Source organism: Streptomyces sp. NPDC057682 (assembly GCF_042799575.1).
GTDB lineage: Bacteria > Actinomycetota > Actinomycetes > Streptomycetales > Streptomycetaceae > Streptomyces.
The window spans coordinates 517,443-531,927 of sequence record NZ_JBHVIN010000001.1; the positions used below are offsets into that span (position 1 = coordinate 517,443).

Consider the following 14,485-nt stretch of genomic DNA (forward strand, 5'->3'; position numbering starts at 1 on the left):
GGCGATGACCACGGGACCGGACCGGCTGAGCGGACCGCGGGACCCCCGGGACCTCCGGGACCTCGGGGACCTCGGGGATCCTCGGGGCCTCCAGGGCCTCCAGGGCCTCCGGGACCTCCGCGGGCAAGGCCTCCTGGAAGAGGCGTACGACCTGGTCGCACCCGCGCTCGCCGACGAGGGGCCGGACGGGGCGCGGGCGGACGCCGCCGCGGCCGGCCGGCTGCTCGGGGGCGTCGACCCGGAGGCCGTGCTGCGCCACCACCCGGCGACCCCGGTCGTCACGGTCGGCGTCACCGGCCAGTCCACCGTCGGCCAGGTGCTCGACCCGCTCCGCGGCGAACTGGCCCGCCACGGCATGCTCCTGCGCGCGGTCGTCGGCGAGCACGGCACGTATCTGCGCGATCTGACCGACCCGGAGAGCGAGCTGCACCGGGCCGGATGCGAGCTGACCCTGTGCCTCCTGGACGCCGAGACGGTGTTCTCCCAGGTGCCCGGGGTCTGGCGCCCCGAGGACGTGGCCGGGGCCGCCGAGGAGGTCCTGGAGCGGTGCGCCGCCCTGGCCGCCGCCGCGCCCGGCACCCTGGTCCTCAACACGCTGCCGCTGCCCCTCACGTACAGCAGGCAGCTCGTCGACCACCGCTCCCGGGCCCGGCTCGGGGCGCTGTGGCGGGAGTTCAACGCCCGGCTGCTGCGGATCGGCGAGAGCGCGCCCTCGACCGTGGTCGTCGACCTCGACCCGCTGATCGTCGCGGGCGGGCCGGTCACAAGTGCCGCTCTGGCCCGCTACGCCAAGGTGCACCTGGGGGCCGAGCTGCTCGCCGGATATGCCCGGGAGGTCGCGCATCTGGCCCGTGTGCTGCGCGGGCGGACCCGTAAATGCCTGGTGCTGGACCTCGACCAGACCCTGTGGGACGGGGTCCTCGCCGAGGAGGGGCCCGACGGCATCGCCGCCGCGGGCACCCTGCGCGGCGAGGCGTTCGGGGCCTTCCAGACCTGCGTCGCCCAGCTGGCCTCGCAGGGCGTGCTGCTCGCCGTGAGCAGCAAGAACGACGAGGCGGAGGTGGCGCGGGTGCTGGCGGACCATCCCGATCTGGTGCTGCGGGAGAAGGACTTCGTGGCGGTGAACGCGAACTGGCGGCCCAAGGACGGCAACCTCGCCGGCATCGCCCGGCAGCTGGACCTGGGCACCGACGCCCTGGTGTTCGCGGACGACTCGGCGGCCGAGCGGGCGCAGGTCCGCCACGGGCTGCCCGGGGTCGCCGTGGTGCCGCTCGACGGCGCGGAGCCCGCCGGTCATGTGGCGCGGCTGCTCGCGGACGGCTGGTTCGACACGCTGAGCCTGACCGAGGAGGACCGGGCGAGGACCGGGGAGTACCGGGCACGCCGCCGCCGGCAGGAGCTGCGCGAGGGCGCGGCCTCGCACGAGGGGTTCCTGGCGGCGCTGGGCGTCCGGCTGGAGGTGGGCCCGCCGCGCCCGCACGAGCTGGCCCGGATCTCGCAGCTCACCCTGCGGACCAATCAGTTCAATCTGACCGGCGGCGGCCACGCCGAGGCGGCGCTGGCCGGGCTGGTGGACGGCACCGCGACGGACGGCCGGCTGCTGCTGGTGGTGCGCGGCGCGGACCGGTTCGGGGACAACGGGCTGGTCGGCGCGGCACTGATCACGGAGTCCGGCGGGCGGTGGCTCGTGGACAACCTGTGGCTGAGCTGCCGGGTGCTCGGGCGTGGCGTCGAGCACGCCTTCCTCGCCGTAGTGTTGGGGAGAGCCCGGCGCCTGGGACTGACCTCGGTGGGCGCCCGCTACGTACCCACCGTCCGCAATCACCGGGCCCGGGACTTCTATCCGTCCTGTGGGTTCGTCGCCCGCGGCCTTCCCGAGTCGGGGGAGCGCGGGGAGGGGGCCTCGGAGTACCGCCACGACCTGACGGTGCTGCCGGAGGTCCCCGGCCACATCCGTGTCACCGAGTCCGGAAAGGCACCCCGATGAGCGCCGCTGAAACGGTGGGCCTCGACGCGTTCCTGCTGATGGTGGGCGAGGACCTGGGGCTGGACGTCGAGGGCCCGGCCGGGGCCGACGTCGCGCTGACCGACGTGCCCGGCTGGGACTCGCTCAATCTGCTCCGGCTGCTGGCCCTCCTGGAGGAGTCCGGCCATTCCGTGCCGGTGCACCGTCTGCTGGAGGCGCGGAGCCTCCGGGACATTCACACCCTCGTGAAGGAGTACGGATGACCGCCCCGGGCGACGTCACGCTCGGCTCACCGCTCGGTGAGCCCATCGCCGTGGTTCCCGGAGGTGATTCGTGGAACAGAGCCAGAGAGGACCTCGCCGCCCACGGCAGCGCGCTGGTCTACGCGTGGCTGAAGGACCTGGAGCCCGCGGTGCCCGAGGGCGACGGACTGCGCGAGCTGCTGGGGCGGGACTGGACGCGCTATCTCGACCTCACCCACTCCGATGTGCGCAACCGCTACGTCGCCTCGCGGATGCTGCTCAAGCACGCGGCGGGGGCCGTCCTGGCGAGCGAGCCGGCCGGTCTGGAGCTGGCGTACGGGCCGACCGGCCGCCCGTATCTGCGCGGCTGCGACCAGATCGACATCAGCCTCAGCCACACCGAGGACCTGCTGCTGGTGGGGCTGACGACCTGCGGGCTGATCGGGGTGGACGCGGAGCGGGCCGACCGCGACATGTACGGCGGGGGGCTGGCCCGGCACATCTGCACCCCGTACGAGGCGGTCCTGCTGTCCGGGATGCCGGAGGCGGAGCGCAACGGGGCGCTGGTGCGGCTGTGGACGCTGAAGGAGGCGTACAGCAAGGCGATCGGGCAGGGCATGCAGTTCCGGTTCACCGAGTTCGGCTTCGGTCCGGACGGGCGGCCGGTGCGGGTGCAGCGGCCCGACGGCACGGCGGGCACCGGTGAGGAGTGGACCTTCCGCACCTTCCCGCTGGAGGACGGGTACGTGGTGAGCGCGGCGGTGTACGACGCGGGCTTCGGCAAGCTCCAGGACGCCCAGGTGACGACGATGCTCGACCAGGATTGTGTGGACGCGATCACGGAGGCGCTGGACGACGAGGCGGGCACCGGCGCATGAGGGGTGCGGCGGCGCCCTCGTCAGTAGGGCGGCGGGGGCGCGTCGCCGCTGAGCAGTTCCTGGCGGGCCGCGTTGTAGCCGGCCTGGAAGCGGCTGGTGGCCTCCAATTGCTCGGTGATCTCGGCGATGTGGCGCCGGCAGGTGCGGACGGACATGCCGAGCCGGCGGGCGACCATTTCGTCCTTGTAGCCCTTGGTCATCAGCCGGATGATCGACCACTTCAGCTCGTCGGTGGAGGCGGGCGAGCGCTGGTTCTCCACGACGTAGGGCGAGGAGCCCTCCCAGAGGTATTCGAAGACCGAGCAGAGGAAGGCGACGAGGGTGGGTTCGCGGACCACGGCCGCGCCGGGGGGTCTGCTCTCGTCGATGGAACGTTCCGGCAGGAAGGCGACTTCCCTGTCGTAGATGATCAGCCGGTCGATCACTTCGTCGGCGGTTCTGACCTCGGCGCCGTGCGCGGTGACGTCGCGGACGTAGGAACGCGTGGGCAGGTCGTTGCGCGCGGTGTGCTGGTAGATGGTCCGGATGCAGACCCCGCGCGACAGGATCGACAGGGCGCTGGCGCGGGCGTCGTCGAGCAGATCGGCCGGGCGCGCGCCGCCGGGTTGCACGGTGATCAGTTCGCTCTTGCAGGTCTGCCCGAGATGGTCCAGCAGGGCCTGGATGCGGGCGGGGTCGCTGATGACGTCGAACGCCTCCAGGTGATTGCGCACCCGGCGGCCCTCGAAATACAGGGGGGTCAGCGACATCAGTTTGGCCCGGACCTCGGTGACGGCCTGCTGGAGGTCGCGGATCTGCCGTTCGGCGGGGCCGACGAGGGAGGCGGCGGCGGCGTCGGGGGTGACGGGCGTCAGCTGATGGGAGTGGCCGGGCACCGACTGGAGCAGCCGGACCCCTGACAGGACGCTCTCGACCCGGGCGACCTCGTCGTGCGACAGCGACAGGTCGTTGGCAATCCGTTCCCGATCGAAGCGACCGCACTCGACGGCGAGCCCGTAGGCCGCAGCGCTCACGTCATCCAGTTCGGCGAAGCCCGAATCTGCGTACTCCCCTTGGAACACGCCAGCCCCCACTGGTCGGTGTAATTGCTGCCACGTAACTTTACGCCAACGGGAAGCCCTTGGCGTGAATGATCAGTATCCGAGACTCTTTTCTCGTCGCCCCGGGCCTCCAAAGCCGGAGATTTCGGGTGGTGAACCAGACGTACGTAAGTCTCATTCGTCGACCGAGGGGAGTCGCAATGGCAACTTATGGTAAAGAATCTTTGGTGGTCTTGACTTTGCTTGTGGGTGCACTTCTGGCCGTTCTGGGGGGACAGTTGATGTCGGGCGTGTCGCAGGGGACTCCGGCCGGAGCGATGACGCACACGACGGCCGCGGTATCGAGCGGACCCCAGACGACCGACGGAGTGCTGCCGGGTGACGACCGCTGGGGCTGACCCTCCCGGACGGCCGCGACGACGACTCAGACCATGCTCCCCGCCACGCAGGCGCGGGGAGCATCGTCATGTGCGGCCCCGGCCGGCACCCGTGCCGGTACGGCGATGGCGCTGACCAGCACCCCGTCCCGGGCCGCCCACCGCCCGCTGAACGAGGTGGGACCCGCGGGGGAGAGCGTGTCCGGATCCGCCACCAGCCGTGCGTGGAAGGTCTCCTGCACCGCGTCCACGCTCACCAGCGCGTCGGTGAAGTCCAGTTCCTGGCCGGTCAGCGGGAACCAGGTCTTGTAGACCGCCTCCTTGATGGAGAACAGCAGCCGGTCCCAGGCGATGTCCGGGACCGCCCACGCGAGTTCACGGATTCTGCGCACCTCCTGCGGAAGCGCGATCGACTCCAGCACCCCCGCCCGCAGCGGGGCGTTGGGCTCCGCGTCGATGCCCACCGAGAGAAAGTCCCGGCCGCGGGCGAGCGCCGCGCCCCGGAACCCCGCGCAGTGGGTCATCGACCCCACCACCGAGGGCGCCCACTGCGGGACCCCGCGCCGGCCCGGAAGAACCGCCGCCGGCGCCACCCCGAGCGACCCCATCGCCCGCCGGGCGCACCACCGCACGGTGCCGAACTCCAGCCTCCGCTTGGGAACGGCGTTGCGGATCAGGTGCTCCTCCTCGGGGAAGAGGAAGACCTCCGCCGGATCGGCGGTGGCCTCCGCGGTGGCGACGGTCGAAGGCAGGAGCTTGGTGAGCACGGCAGATCCTTCAGGTCGGAGCGTCGGGTGGACGTCTCCCACGCTCCCGCCGGCGCCGCCCGCCCGGCCAGCGGGAAGGGCCCCGGCGCGGGGGAACGGGCTGCCCCGGGGGCCCTTCCTGCCAGGGCACTGCCATCGGCGCCCCCGGCCGAGCCCCGGCTGCGTACGGCCTGCCGGTGCCCGCCGGCCCCCTTGCCATGCCCCTGCTATGGTCCGGACCGATCCGGTCACACTCCGTCAACTCTGGGGTCCGGGAGGGGTGTTAGCCGCACGGCGGCCCGTCCAGCCTGGGGGAATGGCGCACGGATACCTCATGGGCATCAGCGACCTCCATGTCGCATTCCCGGAGAACCGCCGGATCGTCGAGGAGCTGTATCCCGACTCTCCCGCCGACTGGCTGGTCATCGCGGGGGACGTGGGGGAGTCCCCCGACGATCTGGGATGGGTCCTCGATTTGCTCACCCGGCGCTATGCCACCGTGATATGGGCCCCCGGAAACCACGATCTGTGGACACTTCGCGATGATCCTGTGTCGCTGCGTGGAGACGCTCGGTATCGGAGATTGGTCGAAATCTGCCGCTCCTACGGAGTGCACACCCCCGAGGATCCGTATCCGGTCTGGTCCGGACCGGGCGGACCGCTGCTCGTGGCCCCCCTCTTCCTGCTGTACGACTACAGCTTCCGGACCCCCGGGGCCGCCACCCGGGAGCAGGCGCTCGAACAGGCCTACGAGGCAGGGGTGGTGTGCAGCGACGAGTTCATGCTGCACCCCGACCCCTACCCGACCCGCGAGGCCTGGTGCCGGGCCCGGGTCGCCGCCACCGAACAGCGGCTCGCCGCCTGCGATCCGGAGCTGCGCACCGTTCTGGTCAACCATTTCCCGCTGGTCCGCACGCCCACCCGGATCCTGCGCCACCCCGAGTTCGCCCAGTGGTGCGGCACCGAGCTGACGGCCGACTGGCACACCCGCTTCCGGGCCGCCGCGGTCGTCTACGGGCACCTCCACATCCCGCGCACCACCTGGTACGACGGCGTGCGCTTCGAGGAGGTCTCGGTCGGCTACCCCCGGGAGCGGCGCCACCGGGGGCAGACCCGGGTCGCGCCTCGCCGGCTCTTCCCCGTACCGGGGGATTGCTGACTGGCAGGTTCCGGCCACCGGGGATCCGTCCCGCCCCCGGTTCGAGCGGAGCAGTATGGATTCTCAAGCACTGCTCGATCGGTCCTGTATCCGGTTCGCGTTCCTTTTTCGTCGAGCGCGCGGAACGTGGGCACTGGGGGATCTCATGGTGTTGTTCCGTCGCGCCGAAGAACTTTCTCTTCTGGAAAAACTGATCGAAGGATGCGGGGAAGGAAATTCAGGACTCCTTCTCATCGAGGGGGCCGTCGGCTGCGGGAAAAGTGAATTCCTGGAGACCGTCGCGGTACACGCCGAGAAACACGGCGGAATAGTGCTGCGGGCGATGGGGACGGCGGAGGAACGCCGCCATCCGCTCGGTGTGCTGCGCCAGCTCACCGCCGAGGCCCCGCCCGGCGCACTGCCGCCCCCCTCGTCACCCGACGAGGCCGGCCGGGTCGGCACCATGCGCCGGTTCGCCGCCGCCGTGTGCGAGCTGAGCACCACCGCGCCCGTGGTCGTCTGCGTGGACGACCTCCACCACGTCGACGAGGTCTCCGGGCGCCAGCTCCTCCACCTCGCGCGCGGCACCCGGGGCGCCAAGGTGCTCCTCGCGCTCACCGAGTCCGTGCACGAACACGGCGACGACCCGCTGCTGCGCACCGAACTGCTGCGGCTGCCGCACTTCTCCCGGCTGCGCCTGGAACGCTTCACCCCGGACGACGTCCGGGCGATGCTGCCCGGACACGCGGAGGCCGAGGCCGCCCGCCTCCACCGCGCCAGCGGCGGGAACCCGCTGCTGCTGCGCGCCCTGCTCCAGGACCCCGGCACCCGGCCCGGCGAGGCCTACGCCCAGGCCGTGCTCGCCTGTCTGCACCGCTGCGGGCCCGCCACCCCCGCGCTCACCGAGGCCGTCGCCGTACTCGACCCCCTGGCCACCGCCGCGCACGTCGCCCGGCTGGCCGGGGCCACCGAACCCGCCGCCGCCCGCGCGCTCGCCGCCCTGGAGGACGCCGGGCTGCTGACCCGTGGGCGAGGCCTCTGCCATCCGGCCGCGCGCGCCGCCGTCCTGGAGGGCACGGACCCGGACACCCGGCGCGCGCTCCACCGGGAGGCGGCCCTGCTGGCCCGGGGCGCGGGCGCCCCCGACACCGCCGTCGCCGCACAGCTCCTCGCCGCCCGCCACACCGGGGAGGACTGGGCGCTGCCCGTGCTGCGCGCCGCCGCCGACCAGCACGCGGCCGACGGGGCGCTCGACGAGGCGACCGCGCTGCTGGGCCTGGCCCGCGAGGCGTGCCCGGACGAGGCCCGCCGCGCCGAGCTGAGCGTCCGGCTCGGCGTCGTCACCGCCCGCACCGACCCGGCCGCCGCCGAACGCCATCTCGCCGAACCGCTGACCGCGCTCGCCGAGGGCCGGCTCGACGCGCGGGCCCTCGGCCCGCTGGCCCGGACCCTGGCCGCGCAGGGCCGGATCGACGAGTCGACCGAGGTGCTGGAGCGCCTCGCGTCCCGGGAGGGCCGCCACCCGGGCGCCGAACGCCGGCCCGGGGACATCCCGGGCGAGGACCCGCTCGACGGGCTCTCCGCCTTCCCCCAATGGGGCGCCGCCGGACGCCGCGCCGCCGGCGGGCCCGGGGCGCACCCGGCGGTCCGCACCGGGCGCGGCCCCGTGCACCCGGCCGCCCTGTGGGCCCTGCCCGCCGAGGCCGACGAGGGGGCCGCCACCCACGCCGCCGAACTCTTCCTGCGCGGGGCGAGCCTCGCCGAGGGCATGGTGGAACCGGCCGTGCAGGCCCTGCGCACCCTGCTGTACCTGGAGGGCGCCGAGCGCGCCCTGCCCTGGTGCGAGACCTTCGCCGAGCAGGCCGCCGCCCGTGGCGCCACCGGCTGGCAGGCGGTCTTCGCCGGACTCCACGCGGAGGCCCGGCTGCGGCTGGGCGATCTGAACGGGGCGGCCGAGACCGCCGAGGACGGGCTGCGCGCGGTGCCCGCCCGGGGCGGCGGGGTGCAGCTGTGCGCGCTCACGGCCACCCTGGTCCGGGCCCGCACGGCCATGGGGCGCCCGGACGCGGCGGCCGCCGTGCTCAGCCGGCCGGTGCCCGAGCGGCTGACGGGCAGTGTGCAGGGGCTCGCCTATCTGCGGGCCCGGGGCCACTACGCCCTGGCGACCAGCCGTTTCCACGCGGCGCTCGGCGACTTCCTGGACATCGGCCGGCACATGAAGCGCTGGGGCCTGGACCGGCCGAGAGTGCTGCCCTGGCGGTCCGACGCGGCGGAGGCGCTGCTCCGGCTCGGCGAGACCCACCAGGCCGACCGCTTCCTCGCCGACCAGCTCACCACCCGGGACGCCAACGACCCCTGGGTGCGCGGCATCTCCCTGCGGCTGCGCGCCCTGCTGCGCGAACCGAAGGAACGCCAGGCGATGCTCACCAAGGCCGTGGACGACCTGCACCGCTCCGGCGACCAGTACGAACTGGCCCGTGCCATGAGCGACTTCGGCCAGGTCCTCCAGACGCTGGGCGAACCGGCCCGCGCCGCCATGGTCAACCGCCGGGCCTGGCACGTGGCGAAGGAGTGCGGTGCCGAGGCCCTGTGCGTACGGATCCTCCCCGGGCACACCGGCGAGGCGCAGCGCTCGGCGGCGGCCGACGACGCCCCGCACGCCGACCGGGTGGCGAGCCTCAGCGAGTCGGAGAAGCGGGTCGCGCTGCTCGCCGTGCACGGCCACACCAACCGGGAGATCGCGCAGAAGCTGTACATCACGGTGAGCACGGTGGAGCAGCACCTCACCCGCGTCTACCGCAAGCTGGAGATCCCGGGCCGGCAGGCGCTGCCCGTCGACTTCCACCTCGGCGTCGCGGAGTTCATCTGACCGTGGGACACCCCGTAGCAAGGTGATGGCAAGCCCCCGCGGGCACCCGCCCCGTATGGCAGGCACCTGGTGCTCCACCGCCCCGTCCGCCGCCGGACCTCCGCCCGGCGGCGGTCCGGGGTGGCCCGGCGGGCCGGGTGCCCCGGAAGGTCGGTCATGAGGACGCAGCCCACCAGGGAGGGCACCCATGACCACCGCACCCAGGCACGACCGGCCGGGCCGCACCGCGCGCACCGGACAGCTGCGCGACACCGTGCTCGACCGGGTCGAGGAACGGCTCGCCCGGCTCCTCGCCGACGAGTCCCGGATCCGCCGCACGGCCGATCCGCGCAGTGTGGTGCTGGTGGCGGGCGTCGCCGAACTCGTCCAGGCCGGTGCCGAACGCGCCCATCCGGTCATCTGCCTCACCGGCTATCTCGCGGCCGGCGGCGACCCGGACGGCGAGGACGTGGTGGACGCCTGCGCCGCGCTGGAACTCCTCGACACCTGCCTGATGATCCGCGAGGACGTCCGGCAGAACGCCACCCTGCGCCGGGGCATCCCCACCCTCCACATCAGCCACGCCGCCGAGCACGAACGCAACGGCTGGCGGGGCGAGTCCCGCCGGTTCGGCGAGGGCACCGCCGTCCTCGCCGGGGACCTCGCGGCGGCGTACGGGGACCGCTTCGCCGCCGGACTCCCGCCCCGGGCCCGGGAGCTGTGGGAGAACCTGCGCGTCGAACGGGCCCTGGGCGCGCACGCCGAGGCGGCGGCGGCGACCGAGTACCTGGACGACGCCTGGCCCGGCCAGTGCCTGGAGGACTGCGGGGCGGGCTGCGGCGCCGGCTGGTACGGGCTGCGCCACGCGCTGCTGATCGGCGCGGCGCTCGCGGACCGGGACGATCTGCGCGAGCCGTACGAGGAGTACGCCCGCGCGCTGCACGGGGCCTGGCGGATCCGGGGTTTCCTGCGCGGCGGGCCGGGCTTCGACGGGGACGCCCAGTTCCTCCGGGACATCTTCTTCGACGCCTCGGCCCGCGAGCGGGCCGAGGACACCGTCGCGGAACTGCTGGCGCGCGCCGACGCGGCGGTGGCCGGGGCCCCGGTCGCCCCGCACTGGCGCGACGAACTCCGGGCCTTCGCCCGCCGGGTGGCCGGCTGCGAATGAGCCCCGGCCGGATCAGCCGGGGGACCGGCGGGGGCTGCCCGGCCGGGAGCGGAGCAGCCAGGTGCGCAGCGCGTCCCGGCGGAGCCGGCCGTCCTCGTCGCGGGGGAGCGCGCCGACGATCTCCAGCCGGGTCGGCAGGAACGCCTCGGCCACCCCCCGCGCGGTGAGGTGCTCGCGCAGTTCGGCGGGGCCGGGCGGCCGGTCCCAGGCGGTCGGGACGACCACCGCGCAGGGCAGTTCGCCGTGTTCCGGATCGGTGTAGGCGACCACCGCGGCCTCGCCGACCCGGGGGTGGGCCAGCAGCCCCTCCTCCACCTCGGCGACCGGCACCATGAAGATCGCCCCGGTCCGGGTCCCGGCCCGCGCCAGGACCCGGACCCCGCCGCCCGGGTCGGTCGTGGCGAGGTCCCCGGTGTCCAGCCAGCCGTCGCCGTCCTCCCAGGTCGATACGGGGGCGGCGGCACCGTGCCGCCAGGTGGCCAGGGCGACGGAGGGGCCGCGCACCCGCAGCGGCGCGGGCCCGGTGCCCGGTCCGGCCGCCATCTCCAGCCCGCTGAGCGGCCGGGCCGGCCCGTCGGCCCCGGCCAGGGCGCCCATGCCCAGTTCGGGAGCCCCCCAGGCGGAGAGCACCGGGACGCCGAAGGCCTCCCGCAGTTCGTCGGCGAGCGGGCGCGGGGTGCTGGTGCGTCCGCCGGAGAGCACCAGCCGCAGCCGGTCCGTCGTCCGGGGCTGCCGGCGCCGGGTGGTGAGCAGTTCGGCGAAGTAGGCGGGTTCGGCGTAGACCTGGGCGACCCCGGCGTCGGCCATCAGACCGAGGCAGCGGGCGGGGTCCCAGACGTCCTGCCACACCCCCGTACCGCCGACGGCCAGCGGCCAGCAGACGGTGTAGATCAGGGAGGCGAGCGAGGTCAGCGGCAGGGTGCTGAGGAAGACCTCGCCGGGACGCCGTCCCGGGCCGCGCGGATGGTTCTGGGCGGCGACGTTGGCGTAGAGGGTGTCGGGGGTGTGCAGCACCGAGGTGTACGCGTCGCGCAGCCCCATCACGCTGATCAGCAGGGCGGGCCGGTCCGCCCCGACCGGGCGGACGCGACCGCCGCGCCAGTCGGGCGACCGCTCGTGGGCGGTGCGCAGGAAGTACGCCGCGAAGTCCACGGCCCCGGTGGGCGCCGCGTCCCCGAGCACCACCCGGTGGCGCAGCCACGGCAGTCCCGGGGCGAGGTCCGCCAGCGCCTCGGCGTGCGGGAAGCCCTCCCAGACGTCCGGGACCACACAGACCCGGGCCCGGGTGCCGTCCAGGATCCTGCGCAGTCCGTGCGCACGCACCGTCGGCAGGACGGGCACGGCGACCGCCCCGGCCCGCCAGCACGCCAGGGTGAGCGCGGCCGTCTCCCAGCGGTCGGGCAGCTGGAAGGCGACCGGATCGCCCGGCGCCACCCCGAGCGAGGCCAGGGCGGCGGCGAACCGTTCCACATGGAGCGCCAGTTGGGCGTACGTCACGGTGATCCGGCCCCGTCCGGCCGGGCTCAGCACCCGCTCGGCGACGATCGCGGGCCGGTGCGGGGCGGCGGCGGCCGTACGGTGCAGATCGTCGAGGAAGGTGGTTTCCCGCCACCAGCCGGCCGCCCGGAACCGCCGGACGGTCTCCTCGGGCGCGGCCAGTTCCTTCAGACGGCGCTCCGCCGTCCCCGTACCCCGGGTCAGGCCCATCGTCCCACCGCCCCGGCCACCTGCACCCGTGAGGTGCAGCCGAGCCGCCGCATCACCTGGCGGACATGGTTGACGACGGTCCATTCGGAGATGTCCAGCCGGGCCGCGATGTGCCGGTTGGTCAGCCCCTCGGCGACCAGCAGGGCGACCTGCGCCTGGCGCGGGGTGAGCGACTGCGCCTCGGCCGCGGCCCCGGCCACCGGGGCCCGGGACGGCGCGGGCGAGGACAGTGCCTCGGCCACCGCCGTCGGCGCGGGCATCCGTACGCCCTCCGCCCACGCGGTGGCGAAGTCCGGCCAGTCCAGCCGGGCGCCCAGATCCGTACGGGCCCGCTCCGCCCGGCTCCGCCACTCCTGCGGGACCTGTGCGCCGGTCCGCTGGCGCAGCGCGTCCGCCGCCGCGAGCAGCCGCACCGCACGGGGCCGCTGCGCGGGCTGCGTGCGGAGCAGCAGCAGAGCGAACTCCTCCAGAAGGCCAGGGAGTTCGGTGCGTTCCCCGATGGCCTCGTAGAGGTGCAGCGCTTCCCGCAGCGCGGCCTCGGCCGGTTCCGGCTCGTCGCCCTCCAGGGCCAGCGCGGCCGCGGCGCGCAGCGCGGCGGCGAGCCCCCGGCCGTCGCGGATCCTCCGGAAGGTCTCCTCGGCGCGCTCCAGCATGCCCTGGGCGCGGCGCCGGTCGCCCTCGGCGTGCAGGGCGGCGGCGAGGGCGACGGACGCCTCGGCGGTGGGGCCGGTGACCCCCATCGTGGACAGGGCGCTGTGCGCGGTGACCAGCACGCCGCGTGCGGCGGCGGGGTCGCCGGAGCGCAGCAGGGCGGTGCCCAGGTGCAGCGAGGCGAGGGCGTTCTGCCGGCGGTCGCCCACGCCCTTGCCGATCGCCAGCGCCCGCCGGTGGCGGGCCACGGCCTCCTGCGGGTCGCCCAGCTCCAGCGCGAAGACCCCGGAGAGATCGGCGAGCCGGGCCCGCAACGCCTCGGTGAGCTGCTGTCCGCGCCCCTCGGCGACGGTGTCGCACCATTCCAGGCCCTCGCGCAGCCGCCCCTGCACCAGCCAGGGCAGCCGGCAGCCGAGCACCATCGCCGCGGCCGCCTCGCAGTCGCCCCGCTCGTGCAGCCGCCGCAGCGCCGCCCGCACATTGGCGCTCTCGGCGGCGGCCTCCCGCAGCAGCCGGTCCTGGCCGGTGCCGGAGAGCCCCGGCAGGGCGGCGGCGACCAGCAGGCGGTAGCGCTCGGCGTGGGCGTCGGCGCCGTCCGCCTCCGGGGTGCGGGCGCGGGCGTACGAGCGCACGGGTTCGGTGACCGCGAGCCGCAGTCCGCCCGCCTCCTCCCCGACGACCGCCAGCAGCCCCCGGTCCAGCAGGACTTCGAGCCCCTCGTCGTCCTCCAGCCCGGCGGCGGACGTCCCGAAGCCCGGTTCGTACGCCGAGAGCCGCCCCAGCAGCGCCTCGGCGGCCGGGTCCAGGCCCCGGCAGCTCCATTCGGCGAGCGCGGCCAGCGAGCGGTGCCGGGCGGGGGCGTTGACCGGTCCGCCGGACAGCACGGTCGTCCGGCCGCGCAGCCGGGCCGCAAGAAGATGCGCGGGCAGCAGCCGCAGCCGCAGCGCGGCGAGTTCGAGGGCCAGCGGCAGCCCGCCGAGCAGTACGCAGATCTCCGCGACGGCCGCGCCGTTCTCCAGCGTCAGCGCGAACGAGGGGTCGGCGTCCCGGGCGCGGCGGACGAACAGCGCCACGGCGGGCACCTCGTGCAGGTCCTCCGCGTCCGCGTCGGTGTCGGACGGTACGGCCAGCGCGTCCAGGGGCAGCAGCTGCTCCCCGTAGACGCCGAGCGGTTCGACGGCCGTGGCCAGCACCACCACGCCCGGATCACCGGCCAGCGCGACGACGGCCTCGGCGGCCGGCCCCCGGGCCTCGTGGTCGCAGCCGTCGAGCAGCAGCAGGACACGACCGCCGGCCTCGGGGGCCTCCGGGCCCGGGGGCTGCGGCCCACGGCCTTCCGCGCCCCGGTCTTCCACGGTCCGGCCCTCCGGGCCGGGGGTCTGCGGCCCACGGCCTTTCCCGCTCAGGTCTTCCGGGCCCAGGGCCTCCGGGCCCCGGGCCTCCGTCCGGGCGCGCACCAGCGCGGTCAGCCCGCCGGGTCCGGCGTCGTCCGGGGCCGCCGCGTCGAGTGTCACCACGCGCGCGAACGCCCCGCCGAGGGCGTCCACCGTCGCGCGGGCCAGCCGGGTTTTGCCCACCCCGGCCCGCCCGGTGAGCGTCACCAGCCGCACCGAGGGGGTGAGCAGCCGTTCGCGCAGCGCGGCGGCCTCCCGCTCCCTGCCGATCAGGTCCGTGTGCGGACCGAGCGCCACCGACATGGTTCTCCTTACGTCCGGCCTCGTACG

General features: G+C 74.9%; 10 protein-coding genes. 6 read left to right on the plus strand and 4 right to left on the minus strand.

Annotated elements, in window-relative coordinates; all coding sequences use genetic code 11:
* The first annotated feature begins 4 nt into the window (after positions 1-4).
* From ACFVDM_RS02180 to ACFVDM_RS02190, 3 genes are read left to right on the plus strand one after another with little or no spacing between them, the layout of a single operon-like run.
* Positions 5-1,987, plus strand: a complete 1,983-nt coding sequence (locus ACFVDM_RS02180) for an HAD-IIIC family phosphatase (protein WP_383631763.1) — start codon at positions 5-7, stop codon at positions 1,985-1,987.
* Positions 1,984-2,229, plus strand: a complete 246-nt coding sequence (locus tag ACFVDM_RS02185; RefSeq protein ID WP_383631766.1) for a phosphopantetheine-binding protein — start codon at positions 1,984-1,986, stop codon at positions 2,227-2,229. The genes ACFVDM_RS02180 and ACFVDM_RS02185 overlap by 4 nt, the downstream gene beginning before the upstream one ends.
* Positions 2,226-3,086, plus strand: a complete 861-nt coding sequence (locus tag ACFVDM_RS02190; protein ID WP_383631769.1) for a 4'-phosphopantetheinyl transferase family protein — start codon at positions 2,226-2,228, stop codon at positions 3,084-3,086. Before ACFVDM_RS02185 ends, ACFVDM_RS02190 begins: the two co-directional genes overlap by 4 nt.
* 20 nt (positions 3,087-3,106) lie before the next feature.
* On the opposite strand, the gene ACFVDM_RS02195 is transcribed toward ACFVDM_RS02190, so the two are convergent.
* On the minus strand, positions 3,107-4,099 hold the full coding sequence (locus ACFVDM_RS02195) for a LuxR C-terminal-related transcriptional regulator (RefSeq protein ID WP_383631772.1): 993 nt from the start codon (positions 4,097-4,099) through the stop codon (positions 3,107-3,109).
* Positions 4,100-4,550: 451 nt separating this feature from the next.
* Entirely contained in the window at positions 4,551-5,270 is a 720-nt protein-coding gene (locus ACFVDM_RS02200; protein WP_383631775.1) for a 4'-phosphopantetheinyl transferase, read from the minus strand.
* Between the two features lie 295 nt (positions 5,271-5,565).
* Between ACFVDM_RS02200 and ACFVDM_RS02205 the strand changes: the two genes are divergently transcribed.
* The 3 genes from ACFVDM_RS02205 to ACFVDM_RS02215 all read left to right on the plus strand — a co-directional run bounded on the left by ACFVDM_RS02205 (position 5,566) and on the right by ACFVDM_RS02215 (position 10,403).
* Positions 5,566-6,408 carry a metallophosphoesterase family protein gene (locus tag ACFVDM_RS02205; RefSeq protein WP_383631778.1) on the plus strand — a complete coding sequence of 281 codons (843 nt, stop codon included), beginning with the start codon at positions 5,566-5,568 and terminating at the stop codon, positions 6,406-6,408.
* Between the two features lie 145 nt (positions 6,409-6,553).
* Positions 6,554-9,256, plus strand: a complete 2,703-nt coding sequence (locus ACFVDM_RS02210) for an AAA family ATPase (RefSeq protein WP_383631781.1) — start codon at positions 6,554-6,556, stop codon at positions 9,254-9,256.
* Positions 9,257-9,443: 187 nt separating this feature from the next.
* Positions 9,444-10,403 (plus strand): polyprenyl synthetase family protein, encoded by a 960-nt coding sequence (locus tag ACFVDM_RS02215; protein ID WP_383631784.1) that lies wholly within the window; start codon positions 9,444-9,446, stop codon positions 10,401-10,403.
* Positions 10,404-10,415: 12 nt separating this feature from the next.
* Here the strand turns inward: ACFVDM_RS02215 and ACFVDM_RS02220 are convergent, their stop codons facing one another.
* Positions 10,416-12,110 (minus strand): AMP-binding protein, encoded by a 1,695-nt coding sequence (locus ACFVDM_RS02220; protein ID WP_383631786.1) that lies wholly within the window; start codon positions 12,108-12,110, stop codon positions 10,416-10,418.
* A complete protein-coding gene (locus ACFVDM_RS02225; RefSeq protein WP_383631789.1) occupies positions 12,101-14,458 on the minus strand; it encodes an ATP-binding protein in 2,358 nt (785 codons plus the stop codon). Before ACFVDM_RS02225 ends, ACFVDM_RS02220 begins: the two co-directional genes overlap by 10 nt.
* Between the last annotated feature and the right edge of the window lie 27 nt (positions 14,459-14,485).

Excerpts from the sequence above, each read along its gene's own strand:
- ACFVDM_RS02205 (WP_383631778.1), top strand. The coding sequence starts at position 5,566 with ATGGCGCACGGATACCTCATGGGCATCAGCGACCTCCATGTCGCATTC.
- ACFVDM_RS02220 (WP_383631786.1), bottom strand. The coding sequence starts at position 12,110 with ATGGGCCTGACCCGGGGTACGGGGACGGCGGAGCGCCGTCTGAAGGAA.
- ACFVDM_RS02225 (WP_383631789.1), bottom strand. The coding sequence starts at position 14,458 with ATGTCGGTGGCGCTCGGTCCGCACACGGACCTGATCGGCAGGGAGCGG.
- ACFVDM_RS02180 (WP_383631763.1), top strand. The coding sequence starts at position 5 with ATGACCACGGGACCGGACCGGCTGAGCGGACCGCGGGACCCCCGGGAC.
- ACFVDM_RS02210 (WP_383631781.1), top strand. The coding sequence starts at position 6,554 with ATGGTGTTGTTCCGTCGCGCCGAAGAACTTTCTCTTCTGGAAAAACTG.
- ACFVDM_RS02190 (WP_383631769.1), top strand. The coding sequence starts at position 2,226 with ATGACCGCCCCGGGCGACGTCACGCTCGGCTCACCGCTCGGTGAGCCC.
- ACFVDM_RS02185 (WP_383631766.1), top strand. The coding sequence starts at position 1,984 with ATGAGCGCCGCTGAAACGGTGGGCCTCGACGCGTTCCTGCTGATGGTG.
- ACFVDM_RS02215 (WP_383631784.1), top strand. The coding sequence starts at position 9,444 with ATGACCACCGCACCCAGGCACGACCGGCCGGGCCGCACCGCGCGCACC.